Genomic DNA, 19,594 nt, shown 5'->3' on the forward strand with positions numbered 1-19,594 from the left:
TCAGGCCCCCAGCAGTGCCTGGCCGCACACCCGAATGGTGTTGCCGGTGACGGCGTTGCTCGCCGGGCTGGCGAAGTAGGCGATGGCCTCGGCGACGTCGACTGGCTGACCGCCCTGGAACAACGAGTTCATCCGGCGACCCACCTCGCGGGTGGCCAGCGGGATGGCCTCGGTCATCTTGGTTTCGATGAACCCGGGGGCGACGGCGTTGATGGTGATGCCCTTCTCGCCGAAGACGGGAGCCAGCGCCTGGGTCATGCCAATCATCCCGGCCTTGGTGGCGGCGTAGTTCGTCTGGCCGCGGTTGCCCGCGATGCCCGCCATCGACGACAGGCCGACGATGCGGCCGCCATCGCCGATGGTGCCGTTGTCCACCAGCCCTTGGGCGAGGCGTTGCGGGGCAAGGAGATTGACGGCGAGCACGGAGTCCCAGCGGCCCTCGTCCATGTTGGCGAGCAACTTGTCGCGGGTGATGCCTGCGTTGTTGACCAGGATGTCGGCCTTGCCCGAGTAGTGCTCGCGCAGGTGCTCGGCGATCCGGTCGACCGCGTCGGCCGCAGTCACGTCGAGGGTCAGTGCGGTGCCGCCGATCTTGGTGGCGGTCTCGGCGAGGGCGTCGGCGGCCTGCTCGACGTCGATCGCCACCACCTTGGCCCCGTCCCGGGCGAAGACCTTGGCGATCTCGGCGCCGATGCCACGGGCGGCGCCGGTGATCAGTGCGACCTTGCCGTCGAGCGGCTTGTCCCAGTCGGCGGGCGGTACCGAGTCCTGGGCGTCGACGTAGAACACCTGGCCGTCGGTATAGGCGGACTTGCCCGACAGCAGGAACCGGAGCGTGGACTCCAGGCCGGTGGCGGCGGGCTTGGCGTCGCCGGCCAGGTAGACCAGGCCGATCGTCGCGCCGTGCTGAAGCTCCTTGCCCAGCGAGCGGGTGAAGCCCTCCAGCGCGCGCTGGGCGATGCGCTCGTCGACGCTGCCCGTCTGGTCGGGCGTGGTGCCGACGACGACGATGCGCGCGCTGGAGCCGATGTTGCGCATCACCGGGGTGAAGAAGTCGCGCAGTGCCTTGAGGCCCTCCGGGGTGGTGATGCCGGTGGCGTCGAAGACGAGGCCGCCGAAGGTGTCGGCCCAGCGGCCGCCTGCGTTGTTGCCGACCAGGTCGTAGTCCTCGGCCAGCGCGGCGCGCAGGGGTTCGGCGACGCGGCCATCGCCTCCGATCAGCAGGGGACCGGCCAGCGGCGGCTCACCGGCCTTGTAGCGGCGCAGGGTTTCCGGCTGCGGCACGCCGAGTTGCTTGGCCAGGAACGAGCCAGGTCCGGAGTTGACCACTTGCGAGAACAGGTCGGAAGCCACTGAGCTGCCTTTCGAGGAGACGGGTAGTGCGTGCGGGAGTGGGGTACCCATGCCGCGCGAGTTTGTCGTATCGGTCACGAACTTACTCCAGAGTAAGAACGGTGGGTAGTATGACGCTCGACACCAGCAACCTCGACCAACGGAGATGAACGTGGCCGACACCCAGTCGCCCAGCAAGGCAGCCCGTCGAGTGGCCATCCTCGGCGGAAACCGAATCCCCTTCGCGCGGTCCGACGGCGCCTACGCCAACGCGTCGAACCAGGACATGTTCACCGCCGCGCTCGGCGGGCTCGTCGACCGGTACGGCCTCGATGGCGAGCGGATCGGTGCCGTCGTCGGCGGCGCGGTGCTCAAGCACAGCCGCGACTTCAATCTGATGCGCGAGTGCGTCCTCGGCAGTGCGCTGTCGCCCTACACCCCGGCCTACGACCTGCAGCAGGCATGCGGGACGGGGCTGCAGTCGACCATCGCGGTCGCGAACGGCATCGCACTCGGGCAATACGACTCCGGTATCGCCGGCGGCGTCGACACCACCTCGGACGCACCCATCGCCTTCGGCGACGACCTGCGCCGCGTCCTGCTCGGGCTGCGCCGCGCCAAGTCCAACGTCGACCGGCTCAAGCTCGTCGGCAAGCTGCCCGCCGCCATCGGCGTGGAGATCCCCACCAACGGTGAGCCGCGCACCGGCCTGTCGATGGGCGAGCACGCCGCCATCACCGCCAAGGACTTCGGCGTCAAGCGCGTCGACCAGGACGCCCTGGCCGCGGCCAGTCACCAGAACATGGCCGCCGCCTACGACCGCGGCTTCTTCGACGACCTGGTGACGCCGTTCCTCGGCCTGTACCGCGACAACAACCTGCGCGCCGACTCCTCGGCCGAGAAGCTGGCCAAGCTCAAGCCGGTCTTCGGCGTGAAGAACGGCGACGCCACGATGACGGCGGGCAACTCGACCCCGCTGACCGACGGCGCATCGGTTGCGCTGCTGGCCAGTGAGGAGTGGGCGCAGGCGCACTCGATCCCCGTGCAGGCGTACTTCGTCGACGGCGAGACTGCGGCGGTCGACTACGTCAACGGCCCCGACGGGCTGCTGATGGCACCCACCTACGCGGTGCCGCGCCTGCTGGCCCGAAACGGTCTGACGCTGCAGGACTTCGATCTCTACGAGATCCACGAGGCGTTTGCCTCGGTGGTGCTGGCGACGCTGAGCGCGTGGGAGTCCGAGGAGTACTGCAAGGAGCGCCTCGGGCTGGACGCGGCGCTGGGCAGCATCGACCGGTCCAAGCTCAACGTCAACGGCTCCTCGCTGGCGGCGGGCCACCCGTTCGCGGCCACCGGCGGCCGCATCGTCGCCCAGCTGGCCAAGCAGCTCGCCGAGAAGAAGGCTCAGACGGGCAAGCCGGTGCGCGGGCTGATCTCGATCTGCGCGGCCGGCGGCCAGGGCGTCACGGCCATTCTGGAAGCGTGAGAATCGGGGTGTAACGCTCCGGCGCCACCCGTCGATACCCGTTGTAGCCCCGTGCTGCCGTCAGACCCCCCGACCCGACGGCAACACGGGGCTTCTTCATGCGCTCGTGCTTCGATGGACCCGTGCAGATCTCGATGTTCGGTCAACTCGGCGACGCTGGTCGCGACGATCCGGTCGACGCGTGCGTGCAGAACCTCGCCATGCTGCGCGAGGAGGGCTTCGGACGGTTGTGGATGAGCCAGATGCCCTACGAGCCGGACCTTCTCACCGTCCTGGCCGTGGCAGTGCGCGAGGTTCCCGACATCGAGGTGGCCACCGGCGTGGTCCCCATCCAGAATCAGCACCCCATGCAGATGGCGCAGCGTGCTCTGACCGTCAGCCTGGTGTCGCACGGGCGCCTCATCCTGGGCCTCGGCATGACGCATCAGGCCGTCACCGAGGGCATGTGGGGCATCCCCTGGGACAAGCCGGTGCGCAGGCTCAACGAGTTCCTCGACGGGTTGCTGCCGCTGCTGGCGGGTCAGGCCGCCGACGCGACGGGCCAGATTCTCACCACCAGGGGCGCCTTGATGATTCCCGGTGCGCCGCGGCCCGACGTCTACGTCGCGGCTCTGGGCCCGCAGCTGCTCAAGATCGCCGGCCGCCGGACGGCAGGCACCTGCACCTGGATGACGGGCCCGAAGACGCTCGCTGGGCACGTCGCCCCGACGCTGCGGCAGGCAGCCGCCGACGCCGGCCGTTCCGAGACCGCGGTACGCGTGGTGGCAGCCCTGCCGGTGTGCGTCACCGACGACGTCGACGCTGCCCGCAGACAGGCCGCCGAGCAGTTCAAGATGTACGGCGTGCTGCCGTCCTATCGCGCCATGCTCGACCGCGAGGGCTACGCCGGACCGGAGGACGCCGCGATCATCGGCGACGAGGCGACGGTCTGGGACCGGCTCTCGGAATTGAAGGCGGCCGGGGTCGACGAGTACGTCGCCGCGACGTTCGACCCGACGCCGGAGGGCAGGGCCCGTACCCGCGCGGCGCTGCGCAGCGTCGACGCCTAGCTCTTGGCGACCGGCGCTCCCGGCGGCAGCGGCACGGCAGGCACACCGGGGGTGTGGATCGCGCCCGCCAACCACGGGAGCGACGCGGTGAACACCTGGGTGGCCAACGGCCAGTCGTGGCGACCCGTCGTCGGCACCACCGAGCAGATGATGCCGTTGGCCCTGCCGAGACCGCACAGCGTGTTCGCGGCCTGCGTCTGGTCGGTGGGCATGCCGTCCGCGTCCCGTCCGCCGAGCCCGACGGCGCCGTCGCTGTGCGGCATGGTGAACTTCTTGGGCGCGTCGGTCGAGATCGCGAACCAGCCCGCGACTCCCTGGTAGGGGCCATGTTTGGCCATCACGGTCGAGGGGTCGAACTGGGCCCACGCGGCGGCGTCGCCGCCGTAGAGCCGGGCCACCGTCTGATCCTTGGTGCCGGCATTGGGGCCGGTGTCGCCCGCGATGTCGACGAAGCTGCTGAACAATTCGGGGTGCATGACGGTCAGGTCGACCGCGCAGGTACCGCCCATCGACCAGCCGACGATGCCCCAGTCCGCACTGGCCGTACTTGTGCCGAAGTGCTCGTCGACGTAGGGCACGACGTCCTTGGTGAGATGGTCGGCGACGTTGCCGCGTACCCCGTTGACGCATTCGGTGTCGTTGTTGAACGAACCGCCGGAGTCGACGAACACCAGTACTGGCGCGTTGCCGCCATGGGATTGGGCGAAGGAGTCGACGATGGCCGCGGCGTTACCGGTGCGTAGCCAGTCGGCGGGGGTGTTGAACTCGCCGCCGATCATCATCACCACGGGCAGTTTGGGTGCGGGATTGGTGGCGAACCACCGCGGCGGAAGGTAGACCAGCTCGCTGCGGTGCTTGAATCCCGAAGCGTCCGAAGGGATGTCGACCTGGACGACGCTGCCGTGGTCGAGCACGGTGCCGGCCTTCTGCATGGCCGTCACGGTGTCGAGGTCCGTTTCGTCGGGCAGCGGGCCCGCGGTCAGTTGGTTCCACGCGATCTGCACGGTGGGGAAGTAACCGACCCAGGTGTTGAGCGCCAGGCCGGTGCTCACCAGGCACAGGGGGACGGCGGCGACCGCCGCGGCGCGGCGCCACCTGATTCCGCGCCACCCGAAGATCGCCGCGGCGAGCGCGAAACCCGTCAACCCGGTCCACACCCACAGGGAGTCGGGCGCGGGGTCACCCGCCATGCCCTGGGAGTCGACGTACCAGTGGGTCCACGCCGCGACGCCGAGCCCCACCACGGCCGCCGCGGGCAGCCACACCAGACGCCACCGGCGCGTACGCCAGCCGATCGCGGCGACGAGCACCACGACGGCGACGATCTGCACCGTCAGCGGCAGCCAGCCGTGCAGGAGTGACAGTCCGTGGCGGTAGGTGGCAGGGGCGTCGTCGGCGGCCAGGAAGTGCACGTTTCCATCGTGTCAACCCAACCTGGGTGGCAGCTGTCCGCGCGCCATGAAACGCAAAGGGCCCCCGCCGCAGCGGGGGCCCGAGCGCGTGTCGTCGACTTAGAACGCAGCCTCGTCGAGTTCCATCACTTCGTTGTCGATGTTGTCCAGCACCGTCCGCGTGCTGGCGAGCAGGGGCAGGAAGTTCTTCGCGAAGAACGACGCCACGGCGATCTTGCCCTCGTAGAAGGACTTGTCCGCACCGGTCGCACCCTGGTCGAGGGCGGCGATGGCGACGACGGCCTGCTTCTGCAGCAGCCAGCCGAGCACCAGGTCGCCGACGCTCATCAGGAAGCGCACCGAGCCCAGGCCCACCTTGTAGATGTTGGCCGAATCCTCCTGGGCCGACATCAGGTAACCGGTCAGCGTCGCGGCCATGCCCTGGACGTCGGCCAAGGCGTTGGCCAGCAGCTCGCGCTCGGCCTTGAGCCGGCCGTTGCCGGACTCGTTCTTGACGAACTGCTCGATCTCATTGGCGACGTAACCCAGCGCAACACCCTTGTCGCGGACGATCTTCCGGAAGAAGAAGTCCTGCGCCTGGATGGCGGTGGTGCCCTCGTAGAGCGAGTCGATCTTGGCGTCGCGGATGTACTGCTCGACCGGGTAGTCCTGCAGGAAGCCGGATCCGCCGAAGGTCTGCAGGCTTTCGGTGAGCTTGGCGTACGCCTGCTCGGAGCCGACACCCTTGACGATCGGGAGCAGGAGGTCGTTGACCTTGCCTGCCAGTTCGGGGTCGACGCCGTGGACGGCCTTGGCGACCTCGGCGTCCTGGAACGTCGCGGTGTAGAGGTACAGCGCGCGAAGCGATTCCGCGTAGGCCTTCTGGGTCATCAGCGAGCGACGCACGTCGGGATGATGCGTGATGGACACGCGCGGCGCGGTCTTGTCCGTCATCTGGGTCAGGTCGGCACCCTGGATGCGGCTCTTGGCGTACTCGAGCGCGTTCAAGTAGCCGGTCGACAGCGTGGCGATTGCCTTGGTGCCCACCATCATTCGGGCCTGCTCGATGACCTCGAACATCTGCGCGATGCCGTTGTGCACCTCGCCGACGAGCCAACCGACGGCCGGGGTGCCGTGCTGGCCGAGGGACAGCTCACAGGTTGCGGAGACCTTGAGGCCCATCTTGTGCTCGACGTTGGTGACGTAGACGCCGTTGCGCTCGCCGGGCTCACCGGTTTCGAAGTCGAAGTGGTACTTCGGCACGAAGAACAGCGACAGACCCTTGGTGCCGGGACCGGCGCCCTCGGGGCGGGCCAGCACGAGGTGCAGGATGTTCTCGCCGAGGTCGTCGGCGTCACCGGAGGTGATGAAGCGCTTGACGCCGTCGAGGTGCCAGGTGCCGTCGGGCTGCTGGACGGCCTTCGTGCGGCCGGCGCCGACGTCGGAACCGGCGTCGGGCTCGGTGAGCACCATGGTGGAGGTCCAGCCGCGCTCGGCGGCGAGGATGGCCCACTTCTTCTGCTCTTCGGTGGCCTGGTTGTACATGATCTGCGCGAAGCCGGCGCCCATCGAGTACATGTAGACCGCCGGGTTGGCGCCGAGGACGCTCTCCATCAGGGCCCACTGCAGGGCGCGCGGCATCGGCATGCCGCCGAGCTCCTCGTCGAGGCCGATCTTGTCCCAGCCGCCGTCGATGATGGTGCGGACCGACTTCTTGAAGGGCTCGGGCAGCTTCACGGTGTGGGTCTCGGGATCGAACACCGGCGGGTTGCGGTCACCGTCGGCGAACGAATCGGCGATGGGTCCCTCGGCCAGCCGGGTGATCTCGGCCAGCATCTCGCGGGCGGTGTCGCCGTCGAGGTCGCCGTAGGCACCCTCGCCGAGCACCTTGTCCATACCGAACACCTCGAAGAGGTTGAACAGCTGGTCACGGACGTTGCTCTTGTAATGGCTCACGAATTCTCCTCGATGAGATGCCGTCTGCGGTTGGGTACTCGGGCTAAGTTACCCACCAGTAACTGCCGCCAACTATACCGGCAGGTAACTTGTTCGCAAAGCAGTGTCGAGCAAATTTTCGCTGGCTAACCAACCCGACGGTTGATTGGGCCTGGCTTCGCACGTCTTCAGGCACCCTGACCTGGGCATACGACCCAATGTGATGTCTGCCACGAGGGCCCCCAGCACGCCCGTTAGGGTGAGGCGCATGAGGCGTGTGGTGGTCTGGGGAACGGGAAACATGGGCTCGACGGCGATCCGTTCGACGCTGGCGTTTCCCGGTTTGGAGCTGGCCGGGGTGATCACCTCCGCCGCCGCCAAGGCCGGGCGCGACGCCGCCTCGTTCGCCGGCCTGCCCGACGACACCGGCGTGCACGCCACCACCGACGTCGACGCCGCGCTCGCCGACTGCGACGCGGTCGCCTACATGGCCTCCGGTGACATCCGCCCCGACGACGCCGTGGCCGACATCGAGCGCTGCCTGCTGGCCGGCGCACACGTCGTCACGCCGTCGCTCTACTCCCTCTACGACCCGCGTTCCGCGCCACGGGACTGGGTCGACCGACTGACCGCCGCCGCCGAGCGTGGCAACGCCACGCTTCTGGTCAGCGGCGTCGACCCCGGCTGGGCCAACGACGCGCTCGCCGTCATGGCCGCCGGGCTGTGCACCCGCATCAGGACGATCCACTGCCAAGAGATCTTCGACTACTCCACCTACGACCAGCCCCATGCCGTCCGGGTCAGCTGCGGTTTCGGTGGCGCCATGGACGAGACGCCCATGATGCTGCTGCCGTCGATCCCGACGATGGTGTGGGGCGGCAACATCCGACTGATCGGCCGCGGCCTGGGCCTGGAGATCGACGACATCACCGAGGTGGTGGAACGTCGACCGCTCGAGGAGTCGGTCGAGAACGTCATGGGTCGCTTCGAGAAGGGCACCCAGGGCGCGTTCCGGCTGAAGATCATCGGGTGGTCCGGCGGTCTCGACCGAATCGTCGTCGACCACGTCACCCGCATCGACCCGGCGTGTGCGCCGGACTGGCCCCAACCCGACGAGGGCGTCGGCGAGCACCGCGTGTTCGTCGACGGCGATCCTCAGCTGACCATCGTCAGCCGTGCCGACGTGCCCGGCGGGACCCGCGCCGACGGGGGCAACACCACCGCCGCCAACCGACTCCTCGGCGCGATCGAATGGCTCGCCACCCAGAAGCCCGGCCTCTACGACGGCCTCGACGTGCCGCTGCATCCGCCGCTGGCCGCCGAGGTCGAGGCCACCCGCTGGGCCTGACTAGACCTCTGCGACCTCCGAGACCTCTGAGGCCTCGGCGTCCGGCAACTGACCCACCAGGTACTCGGCGAGGCCGCCGATGGTCGGATAGTCGAACACCGCGGTGGCGTTGATGGTGAACGCGCCGCCGAACTGGCTGTGCAGCCGGTTGCGGAGTTCGATCGCCATCAGGGAGTCGGTGCCGAGATCCAGGAAGCGACTGGTCGCCGCCGGCGGACCCGCGAGGCGCAGGAAGTTCTGCACCTCGCGCTGGAGGAACTCGGTGACGAACCCGGCACGCTGGGACACCGGGATCTCCTGCAGTTGCTTGAGCATCTCGCTGTCACCGGTCACCTCGCCGGTCGCACTGGGCAGCACCAGATCCAGGATCGGCGGCCGTGAACTGCCCAGCACCTTGGCCGCGCGCTGCCAGTTGGCCTTGATCACGGTGGCCTGACCGGTGCCGTTGGCGACGACCTCGGCCAGCGCGCTCAGGGCCGCCGAGGGCTCCAGCGGGATCAGTCCCTGGGCGCCGATGTTGGCCGCCGCCGCCTCCGATGACGCCATGCCGCCTTGGGCCCACGGGCCGAAGTTGACCCCGGTGGCCGGAAGGCCGCTGGACCGCCGCCGCGCCACCACCCCGTCGAGCAGCGCGTTGGCCGTCGCGTAGTTGGACTGCCCCGGCGAGCCGAACAGCGCCGACACCGACGACGACACGATGAAGAAGTCCAAGTCGTCGCCCATGGTCATCCGGTCCAGATGGCCGGCTCCGAACGCCTTGGGCGCCAACGTGGTCCGGAACCGGTCGACGCTCTGCTGCGACAGCAGGGCGTCGTCGAGCACGCCGGCCAAGTGCACCACGCCCGCAAGCGGCGACAGTTCGGCGCGGATGTGGTCCAGCACCCGGGCGACCTCGGACTCCTCGCCGACGTCGGCGGTCACCACGTGGACGCGGCACCTGTGCCGTTCCTCGATGTCCTCGATCGCCCGCAGGGCGTCGGCCCCGGGTGCACGCCGACTGGTCAACACGAGCTCACCGGCACCGAGGTGGGCCAGATACGCCGCCGTGTGCAGACCGATCGCGCCCAGTCCACCGGTGATCAAATAACTCCGATCCGACCGGGGCACTAGCGGATTCGGCATCTGCACCACGATCTTGCCGATGTGGCGCGCCTGCTGCATCCGGCGGAACGCCGCCCTTGCCTCGGTGAGTGGATAGATCTCGGCGGGCAGCGGTGTCCAACTGCCCCCTGCCAAGCCATCGGACACCTCGGTCAGCAGGGCGCGGATGCGCTCGGGTTCGGTGAACATCACGGTGTCCAGCGCCACGATCTCGTAGTCGACGTCGGGACGGGCCTGCGACATCTGCTCAGGTGTCCAGATGTCGCGCTTGGCGATCTCGGCGAACCGCCCGTTGGCGGCGGTTGCCCGCAGCGTCGCCTCGATGAATCCCTCGCCGGTCAGGCTGTTGAGCACCACGTCCACGCCGGCACCATCGGTGTCGGCGAGGATCTGGTCGGCGAAATCCGTCGAGCGCGAGTCGTAGACGTACTTCACCCCCAACCTGCGGAGGGTGTCGCGCTTGAAGGTGCTGGCCGTGGCGAACACGGTGGCACCGCACTGCTGCGCCATCTGAACCGCGGCCAGGCCGACCCCGCCACTGGCGGCGTGGATGAGCACCTTGTCGCCCGGCTTCAGCCGGGCCCAGTCGAAGGACAGCCGAACCGTCAGCGCCGCAGCGGGAATGGTGGTGGCCTGCACGGCGCTGATCCCGTCCGGAATGGGCGCCAGGAACGCCGCGGGCACGTTGAACCGCGTGGCGAACGCGCCCTGCATGGAGCCGTAGACGCGCTGCCCCACCTCCAGACCGGTCGCGCCACCGCCCAATTGGGTGACCACACCGGCGAAGTCGCCACCAATGGGACCGGGATCGCCGGGGTAGAGGCCGAGCACGTTGAGCACGTCACGGAAGTTGAGCCCCGCGGCCTCTACCCGAACCTGCACGTAGTCGTCGTCCGGCGGCGGCACGTCGGTCTCGGTCAGCCGCAGGTTGTCGATCGCCCCGCGTTCGGTGGGCGCTAGCACGTAGTCACCGGACCGGGGAACCACGAGGTGACCGCTGCGCGCCCACGGCAACAGGCGCGAGGCAAGCAGCTTGCCTTGGCGCAGCGCCAGTTCCGGCTCGTCGACCGGCGTGGCCAGCAGGTCGACGAGTGCCCCGACGCCGTCGGCCGAGCCGTCGTAGTCGACTAGCCGGCAGCGCAGCATCGGCTCTTCGTTGATTGCGGTGCGGCCGAAACCCCACAGGGCGGCCTGCACCGGGTCGACCGGCTCGCCGGACTCGGTCGCGACGGCCCGCTCGGTGACGATCCACAGCCCGCCGGGCAGCTTGACCTCACCGCCCTGCACGGTGTGCACGGCGGAGAGCAAGTGGGCGATCTCGTCGTCGACGCGGGCTGCGACGTGGTCACCCGTCTCGGGACCGGTGGGTGCGGCGCTGCGCCACACGACGCCGGTGAACCCGACGCCGCGCTGGTGGGCGTCGGCCAGCACCGTGCCGAGGAGTTCGGTGTCGGCGTCCCTGCTCATCGGGATGCAGCCAGGCACTTGCGCGGCGAGTTCGTCGAACCCGGCGACCAGCCAGGTGCCGTTCGCGGTGCCGACGCCCGCGCCGCCGTCCCCGGCGGGCGGCACCTCGTGCCAGCCGAGGGTGTACAGCAGCCGGGTCGCGTCGCCGCCGAGCCCGCGGAGCAACGCCTCACGGGGCGCGCGCTTGACGGTGAACTCGCGAATGCCGCCCAACCGCCGGCCATCTCGGTCGAGGAAGTCGAGGTCGAACACCTGGGTCTCGCTGTCGAGTCCACTGTCGTGCCATCGCGCGCGGCAGTAGAACCGTCGCGGCATCTTCTCCTGGAGGTCGACCTGCCCGTACCGCAGCGGAAGGTACAGGTCGCTGACGCCCTGCTCGGCGGCGAGCAGGGCCGGGAAGGCGGGAAACGCCACGCCGGTGCACAGATCCATCAGGACGGGGTGCATCGGCTCGGCGCCGAGGTGTTCGGCGAGTTCCTCGCCGACGAGGATGTCGCCGATTGCCTCACCCTTGCCGAGCCACAGCGACTTCAGCGAACCCGACCAGTTGGGTCCCCACGCCAGCTCGAGGTCGGCGAAGGTCTCGAAGAGGTCCTGCGGGCGCATGCGCTCCAGGCGCTCGACGGCCTCGTCGACGGGCTGCCCGTCGGAGACCGCGTCGTCGTCGGTGCCGGTGACCACGCTGCCGGTCACCACGATGCCCTCGGCGTTGAGCGCCCACTCGGCGCCCTTCTCGCCGTACGGGCGGCTGTGGACCTGAAAGCGTGACTCGCCGGCCTGGTCGAGCGGGTGCAGTGTCAGCTGTACCTCGCGAGAGGCCTTCTCGGGCAGGATGATCGGCTCGTAGAAGAACACGTCCCTTGCCCGCGCGGGCGTGCCGACCGCGGCGAGTGCCATCGCGGCGTAGGTCGCACCGGGCACCACGACCGTGCCGTAGATGACGTGGTCGGAGAGCCACGGTTGGGACTTGACCGACAGCCTGCTGGTGTAGACCGAGTCGCCGGACGCGAGATCCTTGGCGCTGCCCAGGATTCCGGACACTGCCGCACCGCCACCCTCGGCGGCGGTCAGGCCCGAGGACTTGGGCCAGAACCGGCGACGCTGGAACGGGTAGGTCGGCAGTTCCAGCGGCGGGGTGCTCGCGCGGTGGAACGCCGCGAAGTCGGGTCGGTGGCCGCCGACGTAGGCGGCCGCCAGGGCGTCGGCGATCTGGCGACGGTCGTCGACGCCCTTGCGCATCGACAGGACCGCCCGCGGTGCCGCGAGGTGTTCGGGCCAGACCTGGACTGCGGCACTGGTCAACACCGGCTGTGGTCCGATCTCGGTGAGCACCGAGCATCCCAGCGCCGCCACCGTGCGCACGCTCTCGGCGAACTGCACCGGCTGGCGCGAGTGGCGCCGCCAGTACGAGGCGTCCAGCGGAGTGTGCGGTGCGAGCACGGCACCGGTGCGGTTGCACACCAGCGGCAGCGTGGGAGCCGAGTACGCCACCTGTGCGGCAAAGGATTCGAACTCGTCGAGCACCGGGTCGAGCAGCTCGGAGTGGAACGCGTGGCTGGTCTGCAGCCAGGTGCAGCGGATGCCTTCCTCCTCGAACCGCTCGACCGCCGTCTCCAGGTCCTCGCCGGGCCCCGAGAGCACGGTGTTGGGACCGTTGTAGGCCCCGATCGACACCCGGGGGAAATCGGCGGCGACCTGCTCGACGAGCGCGGCATCGGCGAAGACCGCCACCATCCGCCCGCCGTCGGGCAGGCTGCCGAACAGCCTGCCGCGCTCGGCAATCAGCCGGGCGCCGTCGGCGAGGCTGAACACCCCCGCCACGCAGGCGGCCGCGTACTGGCCGACGCTGTGGCCGAGCACCACGTCGGGCTCCACGCCCCACGATTGCCACAACCGCGCCAGACCCATCTCGACGGCGAAGAGCGCGGGCTGGGCGAACGACGTGTGCCGCAACGCCTCCGATGCCTTGCCGCCCGTCTCGGCGTCGCTGGCGAACATCACCTCGAGCAACGGGCGCGACACGATGTCGGCGACCGCGTCGGCGCACTGCTGAACGGTCTCGGCAAACACCGGCTCGGTGGCGAACAATTCGCGTGCCATCCCGGGGTACTGGCTGCCTTGCCCGGCGAACAGCCACGCCGTGGTGGGACGGTGCACGTGCTCCCCGCGGACCACCCCCGGCCGCAGACGGTTCTCGGCCAGCTCGGCCAGGCCGTCGCGGGCGGTGGCGACGGAGTCCACCACCAGCGCGGCGCGATGTTCGAAGTGGGCGCGGCCGGTGCCTGCGGTCGTACACAGCGCGGCGAGGTCGACCTCGGGGTGCACGCTCAACCAGGTGTCGTACCGCCTCGCCAGCGCCGCCAGCGCGTCCGGTGACTTCGCCGACAGTGCCAGGACGCCGACGGGCGAGGTCGACGGGGGTCGACCGGGCGGTTCGGGTCGCACCGGTGGCTCCTCGACGAGGACGTGCGCGTTGGTTCCGGTGAAACCGAAGGAGCTGACCCCGGCGCGGCGCGGCCTGCCGTTGGCGTGCCATGGGGTCGCCTCCCCGACGACGCGGACCGGCAGCGCGTCCCACGGAATGTGGGGCGACGGCGTGTCGAAGTGCAGGCTCTGCGGCAGCACCTCGTGCTGCAGCGACAAGACGACCTTGATCAAACCTGCTGCGCCCGAGGCAGATTCGGTGTGACCGATGTTGGTCTTCACCGATCCCATCAGCAGCGGTCGATCGGCGGCGCGTGAGCCGGCGAACGCGGCCGCGGCGGCTTGCACTTCGATGGGATCTCCCAGCGGTGTGCCGGTGCCGTGCGCCTCGAGATAGTCGACGTCGCCGCCGCTGAGGCCGGCCCTGCCGAGCACGGTGGCGATGAGGCGTTGCTGAGCACCGCCGTTGGGGACGGTCAGCCCGCTCGAGGCGCCGTCTTGGTTCACCGCGCTGCCCGCGATGACGGCGGCAATCCGGTCGCCGTCACGCTCGGCGTCGCTGAGGCGCTTGAGCACCAGGACGCCACACCCTTCGCTGCGCACGTATCCGTCGGCCGAGGCGTCGAAGGTCTTGCATCGCCCGACCGGCGACAGCATCCGTGCGCGGGACGCGGCGATCATGGTGACCGGGCTCAGCAGGACGTTCACCCCGCCGGCCAGGGCCAGATCGCAATCGCCGAAGCGCAGCGCCTGGGCGGCCTGGTGGACCGCCACCAGGGCCGAACTGCAGGCCGTGTCGACCGCCACGGCGGGCCCCTCGAGTCCGAGCGCGAACGCGACCCGGCCCGAGATGGCGTTCAGCGCGTTGCCGGTGATGAAGTGCGGTTCGATGCCGTCGACGGATCCGGTCGACAGCAGGTGAGCGTACTCGTTGGCGGCGACGCCCATGAAGACGCCGGTTCGGCTGCCACGCAACGTGGTTGGCGAATATCCGGCCCGCTCGAGGCCTTCCCACGCGGTCTCCAGCACCAACCGCTGCTGTGGCTCGATCCACATGGCCTCCCGCGGCGAGATGCCGAAGAACTCGGGATCGAATTCGTCGATGCCGTCGAGGAATCCGCCGAACCGCGTGTAGGTCTTGCCTGCGGTGTCGGGGTCCGGATCGAAGAATTCGTCGATGTCGAAGCGATCCTCGGGGACCTCCCGGATGGCGTCGACGCCGCCGGAGAGCACGTCCCAGAAGGCCTCGGGGTTCGGGGCGCCCGGGAAGCGGCACGACACCGCCACGATGGCGATCGGCTCGTCCGCGCGGGTGGTCGTAGCCGGGGCGGCGGGTGCGGGCTCGATTGTCTCGCCGAGGCCGAGCACGTCGCCAAGCAGGTAGTCGGCGACGTCGGACAAGCGGGGGTGGTCCATGACCACGGTGACCGGAATCTCGACCCCGACGCCCGCCTCGATGCGCCGCCGCATCTCCACGGCCATCAGCGAATCCATGCCGAGGTCGAAGAAACCGGCGTCCTCGCGGATCTCCCCGGCGTCGACCATCGTGATCTCGGCGACCGCGTCGCGCAGATAGTCGGTGACGATCCTCCTGCGCTGCTGGACGGGCGCGTTCACCAGCCGTTCGACCAGCGGTGTCCTTCCGCTGCCCGTCGTCTGCGACGGTGCGGTCTGCTCGGCGGGGAGCTCGCGTTCCAGTTCGGACAGGAACGCCCGCCGGCCCGCCTGCTGGTAGAGCGGCAGGAAGCGCGCCCAGTCGACGCGCGCGACGACGCCGTGCGCGGGGCCACCGGTCGAGGCGGCGTCCACGACGTCGACCAGGCCCGCCAGTGCGTCGGCGGGCGTGAGCGTCCGGACGCCACGGCGTTCGAGGCGCTCACGCGACTGCTCGTCGGCCATGCCCGCCGACCAGGGGCCGAATCCGACGCTGGTCGCCGGCACGCCCTGGGCGCGCAGGCGGGCGGCCAGGCCGTCGAGGAAGGAGTTGGCCGCGGCGTAGGCGGTCTGCCCAAAGCCGCCCCACACCGACGCGATCGAGGAGGTGCTGACGAAGAAGTCGAGGTTCAGGTCGGCCACGGACTCGGCCAGGTGCCATGCCCCCCAAACCTTTCCGGCGAACACGCGGTCGACTTCGCCGTCGTCGAGGTTGCTCAGCGGCGTCGTGCCGATCTCACCGGCGGCGTGCACGATGCCGGCCAGCGGCGGCAGGTCGGCGTGCAGGGCGCCGAGCAGGCGTGCGACGTCGTGCGCGTCGGAGACGTCGGCGGCGACGACCCGGATCGCGCAGCCGTGCTGGGCGGTGATCGCGTCGACGCGGCGCTGGGCGTCGTCGTCGGGGGCGCGCCGGCTGGTCAGCACGAGCTGGCCGGCGCCGTTCGCGGCCAGGTGGCCGGCGATCTCCAAGCCGATCGCGCCGAGGCCGCCGGTGATCAGATAGGTGGCGTCGCCGCGCAGTTCGAGTGGCCGGCCGCTCGGCTGTTCGCTGCGCCGGACCAGCCGTGGCAGGTACACGGTCGCCGAACGCACGGCCAGCTGGTCGTCGCGCGCGGCGGTGTCGTGCGACGAGGTGATGCGGTCGAGCAGCCGGGACCACTCGTCGGCAGCGGGGTCGGCCGACAGGTCGGCGAGCCCACCGCACAGCTGCGGCACTTCGAGTGCGGCGGCCCGCCCGAAACCCCACAGCGCAGCCTGTTCCGGTGCCACCACGTCGGCTTCGGCGACGCGTTGCGCGCCACGGGTGACGATCCAGATCGGCACGTGCACATCGGCTTTGGTGGCCGCGGCGAACAGACGACGCGTACCGCTCAACACGCGGTGTTGCATCCGGAGCAGCGACCGCGTCGACGCCGCGGCCGACGCGAATTCGGTGTCGAGCGCCGCGACGTGCACGATGCGCAGCGGACCCTCGGCGGCCGCGTCGCGCAGCGCCTCGGCGAGCGTGGCTTCCTCCGCATCGGTCGAGGGCAGCCCGACCATCCGGTGCCGGGCGCCCCGCCCGGTGAGGGCGTCGACCAGTGGCTGCACGGCCACCTCGGAGGCGCCGACCAGCAGCCAGGTGACGTCGTCGTCGGCGCCGTGGCCGAGGGGAGTGGGGGACGCGTGCCAACGGATCTCGTAGCGATCCTCCGACGTGGAATGCGCCGCGCGCTGGCGGTTGTGTTGCGCTGCAAGCTCGGTCAACGCCCGGATGACGCCGGGGTCGTCACCGGCTGCGCCGAGTCGACCGGCCAGTTCTTCGACCAGACCGTCCTCGAGGAGGCGAACGGCGTCGGTGCGCGGGCCGGTGGCCGCGGGCCGGTCCTCGGGGCGTTCGCGCTCGTCGCGGAACCAGTACTGCCGGTGCTCGAAGGGATAGGTGGGCAGGTCGAGCTTGCGGCCCGGTGTCTGCTGCAGCGCCGCGAAGTCGGGGACGTGGCCCGCGACGTAGGCGTCGGCGACGGCCTCGGCGATCTGCCGGCGATCGGCGACGGTCTTGCGCAGCGACGCGATGGGCCTCGGGGGCGTCGACGACTCGGGCCAGGCGCGCAGTGCGGTGGCGGTCAGCACCGGCTGTGGGCCGATCTCCAGCAGCACCGCGCAGTTCAGCGCGGCGAGGGTCTGCACGCTCTTGGCGAACTCGACGGGTTGGCGTGCGTGGCGACGCCAGTGCGAGCCGTCGACGCGGGTGCTCCATCCGAGCGCGTCACCGGTGCGGTTGTCGACCAGAACACGTTGCGGCACTGAGTATTCGACGGTGTCGGCGAAGGCCTCGAACTCGTCGAGGATGGGGTCCAGCAGGGCGGAGTGAAACGCGTGGCTGGTGTCGAGCCAGTCGCAGCGCACCCCGTCGGCGGTCAGCGTGGACACGGCGCGCTCGAGGTCGCCTGCGGGGCCCGACAGCACGGTGTTGGCGCCGTTGTAGGCCGCGACCGACAGGGTGGGGTAGTCGTCGGTCAGGCCTTCGGCCCGCTCGGCCGAGGCGAACACGGCGACCATCCGGCCACCGGCGGGCAGGCTGCCGAACAGCCGCCCGCGTTCGGCCATCAGGCGCAGACCGTCCTCGAGCGACACCACGCCTGCGACGCATGCCGCGGCGTACTGGCCGACGCTGTGGCCGAGCACGACGTCGGGTTGCAGGCCCCACGACTGCCAGAGCGCGACCAGGCTCATCTCGAGTGCGAACAGCGCCGGTTGGGCGTAGGCGGTCTGGCCGATCACGTCGTCGGAGACGATCTCCAGCAGCGGCCTGTCGAGCAGCTCGTCGAGCACCGCGGCACACCGATCCAGCGCCCGGGCGAACACCGGTTGGGTGGCGTAGAGATCCCTGGCCATGCCGGGGTACTGACTGCCCTGACCGGTGAACAGCCACGCCGTCTTCGGTACGTCGTGGGATTCGCCGCGCACCAGGCCGGGGGCGGGGCGGTCCTCGGCCAGCGCCCCCAGCAGGTCCACGGCGGCCTCGCGGGAGTCGACGACCAGGGCGGCCCGGTGTTCCAGGTGCGCCCGTGCGGTGCCCGCCGTGAGGCAGACGTCGGCCAGGGTGGCGTCTGGATGGTCGACGAGCCAGCGGCGATAGCGGTCGGCGAGCTGCGACAGCGCGGCAGGCGTGCGCGCCGAGAGCGGAAGCACGTGTACGCGGTCTCGGTCCGTGTCCGGCTCGACGGAAGGGGCGGCGGACGCGGCCGGCGCCTCCTCCAGCACGACGTGGGCGTTGGTGCCGGCGAATCCGAACGAGCTGACACCGGCGATGCGGGGCCGGTCCCCACGCGTCCACGGGGTGGTCTCCCGGACGACCTCGACAGGCAGGCGTTCCCACGGAATGTGCGGCGAGGGGTTCTCGAAATTGAGATGCTTTGGCAGACACTCGTTTTCGAGCGACAGCACGACCTTGATGACGCCGGCGATCCCCGCCGCGGCCTCCAAGTGCCCGATGTTGGTCTTCGCCGACCCGATCAACAGCGGTTGGTCGGCGGCGCGGCCGGCACCGAGGACCGCACCGGCGGCCTGGGCCTCGATCGGGTCGCCGAGGGAGGTGCCGGTGCCGTGCGCCTCGAGGTAGCCGACGTCGCGCGGAGCGACGTCGGCCCTGGCCAGCGCATCGGCGATGACGCGTTGCTGCGCAACGCCGTTGGGCACCGTCAAGCCGCCAGAGGCGCCGTCCTGGTTGACGGCGCTGCCACGGATCACGGCCCGGATGTGGTCGCCGTCGGCGAGGGCGTCCTCGAGCCGCTTGATGACGACGACGCCGCAGCCCTCACCGCGGACGTAACCGTCGGCCGCTGCGTCGAAGGTCTTGCACCGGCCGTCGGGTGCCAGCATGTGCGCGCTGGAGAACGTGATCATCGTGGCGGGGGTGAGGAGCACGTTGGCGCCGCCGGCCAGCGCGAGGTCGCACTCACCGAGGCGCAGCGCCTGGCACGCCTGGTGGATCGCCACCAGGGAGGAGCTGCACGCCGTGTCGACGGCCACCGAGGGGCCCTGCAGGCCCAGTCGGTAGCTGATGCGGCCAGCCGCCGCCGCGTTCGAGGTGCCGATTGCCAGATACGCCTCGATCTCGGGATAAGTCAGCTCATCGGAGGCCATTCCGAGGTAATCGTGCGTTGCCAGGCCGACGAAGACGCCGGTATTGGTGTTTGCCAGATCTGTAGGTGCCGTGCCGGAATGTTCGATCGCGCGCCACGCCGTTTCGAGCAGGATGCGGTGCTGAGGATCCATCAACCGGACTTCGCGGGCCGACATCCCGAAGAACGGGGCGTCGAAACCGGTGACGTCGTCGACGAAGCCGGCGCGGCGGCTGACGATCTTTCCGGCCGCTCCGGGTTCCGGGTCGTAGAAGTCGTCGGCGTTCCACCGGTCTTTTGGCACGTCGGAGACCGCATCGCGGCCATCGCGCAGAACGTCCCAGAACTCGTCGGCGGTCGCGGCACCGGGAAAGCGGGCAGCGTAACCCACGATCGCGAATCGCGGCGCCGGGTCCATCGGATGGTCTGCGCTTCCCACGGCGTGCCCTTCCATCGTGACCTACGCCGAGGTAAATTGCTCGGCGGTCAGATCGAGTTGCTCATCGGCCAATACCGGGATC

Annotated in this window: 7 protein-coding genes and 1 pseudogene; 3 read left to right on the forward strand and 5 right to left on the reverse strand. The window is 70.0% G+C overall.

Annotation, left to right across the window (positions count from 1 at the left end):
- Positions 1–1,353, reverse strand: coding sequence for a 3-oxoacyl-ACP reductase (locus H7K45_RS29460; RefSeq protein ID WP_263999720.1), 1,353 nt, complete (start codon positions 1,351–1,353; stop codon positions 1–3).
- Positions 1,354–1,504: 151 nt separating this feature from the next.
- On the opposite strand from H7K45_RS29460, the gene H7K45_RS29465 reads away from it, so the two are divergent.
- Both H7K45_RS29465 and H7K45_RS29470 read left to right on the forward strand, forming a co-directional pair.
- Positions 1,505–2,818: an acetyl-CoA C-acetyltransferase gene (locus H7K45_RS29465; protein ID WP_263999721.1), complete on the forward strand. Its 1,314-nt coding sequence runs from the start codon at positions 1,505–1,507 to the stop codon at positions 2,816–2,818.
- A gap of 98 nt (positions 2,819–2,916) precedes the next feature.
- Positions 2,917–3,867, forward strand: coding sequence for a TIGR03564 family F420-dependent LLM class oxidoreductase (locus tag H7K45_RS29470; protein ID WP_263999722.1), 951 nt, complete (start codon positions 2,917–2,919; stop codon positions 3,865–3,867).
- Here the strand turns inward: H7K45_RS29470 and H7K45_RS29475 are convergent.
- Together H7K45_RS29475 and H7K45_RS29480 are read right to left on the reverse strand one after the other, a co-directional pair.
- Positions 3,864–5,270: an alpha/beta hydrolase gene (locus tag H7K45_RS29475; protein WP_276070745.1), complete on the reverse strand. Its 1,407-nt coding sequence runs from the start codon at positions 5,268–5,270 to the stop codon at positions 3,864–3,866. The genes H7K45_RS29470 and H7K45_RS29475 overlap by 4 nt on opposite strands.
- A 108-nt stretch (positions 5,271–5,378) precedes the next feature.
- Entirely contained in the window at positions 5,379–7,214 is a 1,836-nt protein-coding gene (locus H7K45_RS29480; protein WP_263999725.1) for an acyl-CoA dehydrogenase, read from the reverse strand.
- 247 nt (positions 7,215–7,461) lie between these two features.
- On the opposite strand from H7K45_RS29480, the gene H7K45_RS29485 reads away from it, so the two are divergent.
- Positions 7,462–8,541 (forward strand): NAD(P)H-dependent amine dehydrogenase family protein, encoded by a 1,080-nt coding sequence (locus H7K45_RS29485; RefSeq protein ID WP_263999726.1) that lies wholly within the window; start codon positions 7,462–7,464, stop codon positions 8,539–8,541.
- Here the strand turns inward: H7K45_RS29485 and H7K45_RS29490 are convergent, their stop codons facing one another.
- On the reverse strand, positions 8,542–16,509 hold the full coding sequence (locus H7K45_RS29490) for an SDR family NAD(P)-dependent oxidoreductase (protein ID WP_372512688.1): 7,968 nt from the start codon (positions 16,507–16,509) through the stop codon (positions 8,542–8,544).
- A gap of 122 nt (positions 16,510–16,631) precedes the next feature.
- Positions 16,632–19,491 (reverse strand): annotated as a pseudogene (locus H7K45_RS31760) (type I polyketide synthase); the annotation flags it as partial.
- Positions 19,492–19,594 lie beyond the last annotated feature (103 nt).

Origin of the sequence: Mycobacterium yunnanensis (assembly GCF_025823185.1) — a bacterium.
Lineage (GTDB): Bacteria > Actinomycetota > Actinomycetes > Mycobacteriales > Mycobacteriaceae > Mycobacterium > Mycobacterium yunnanensis.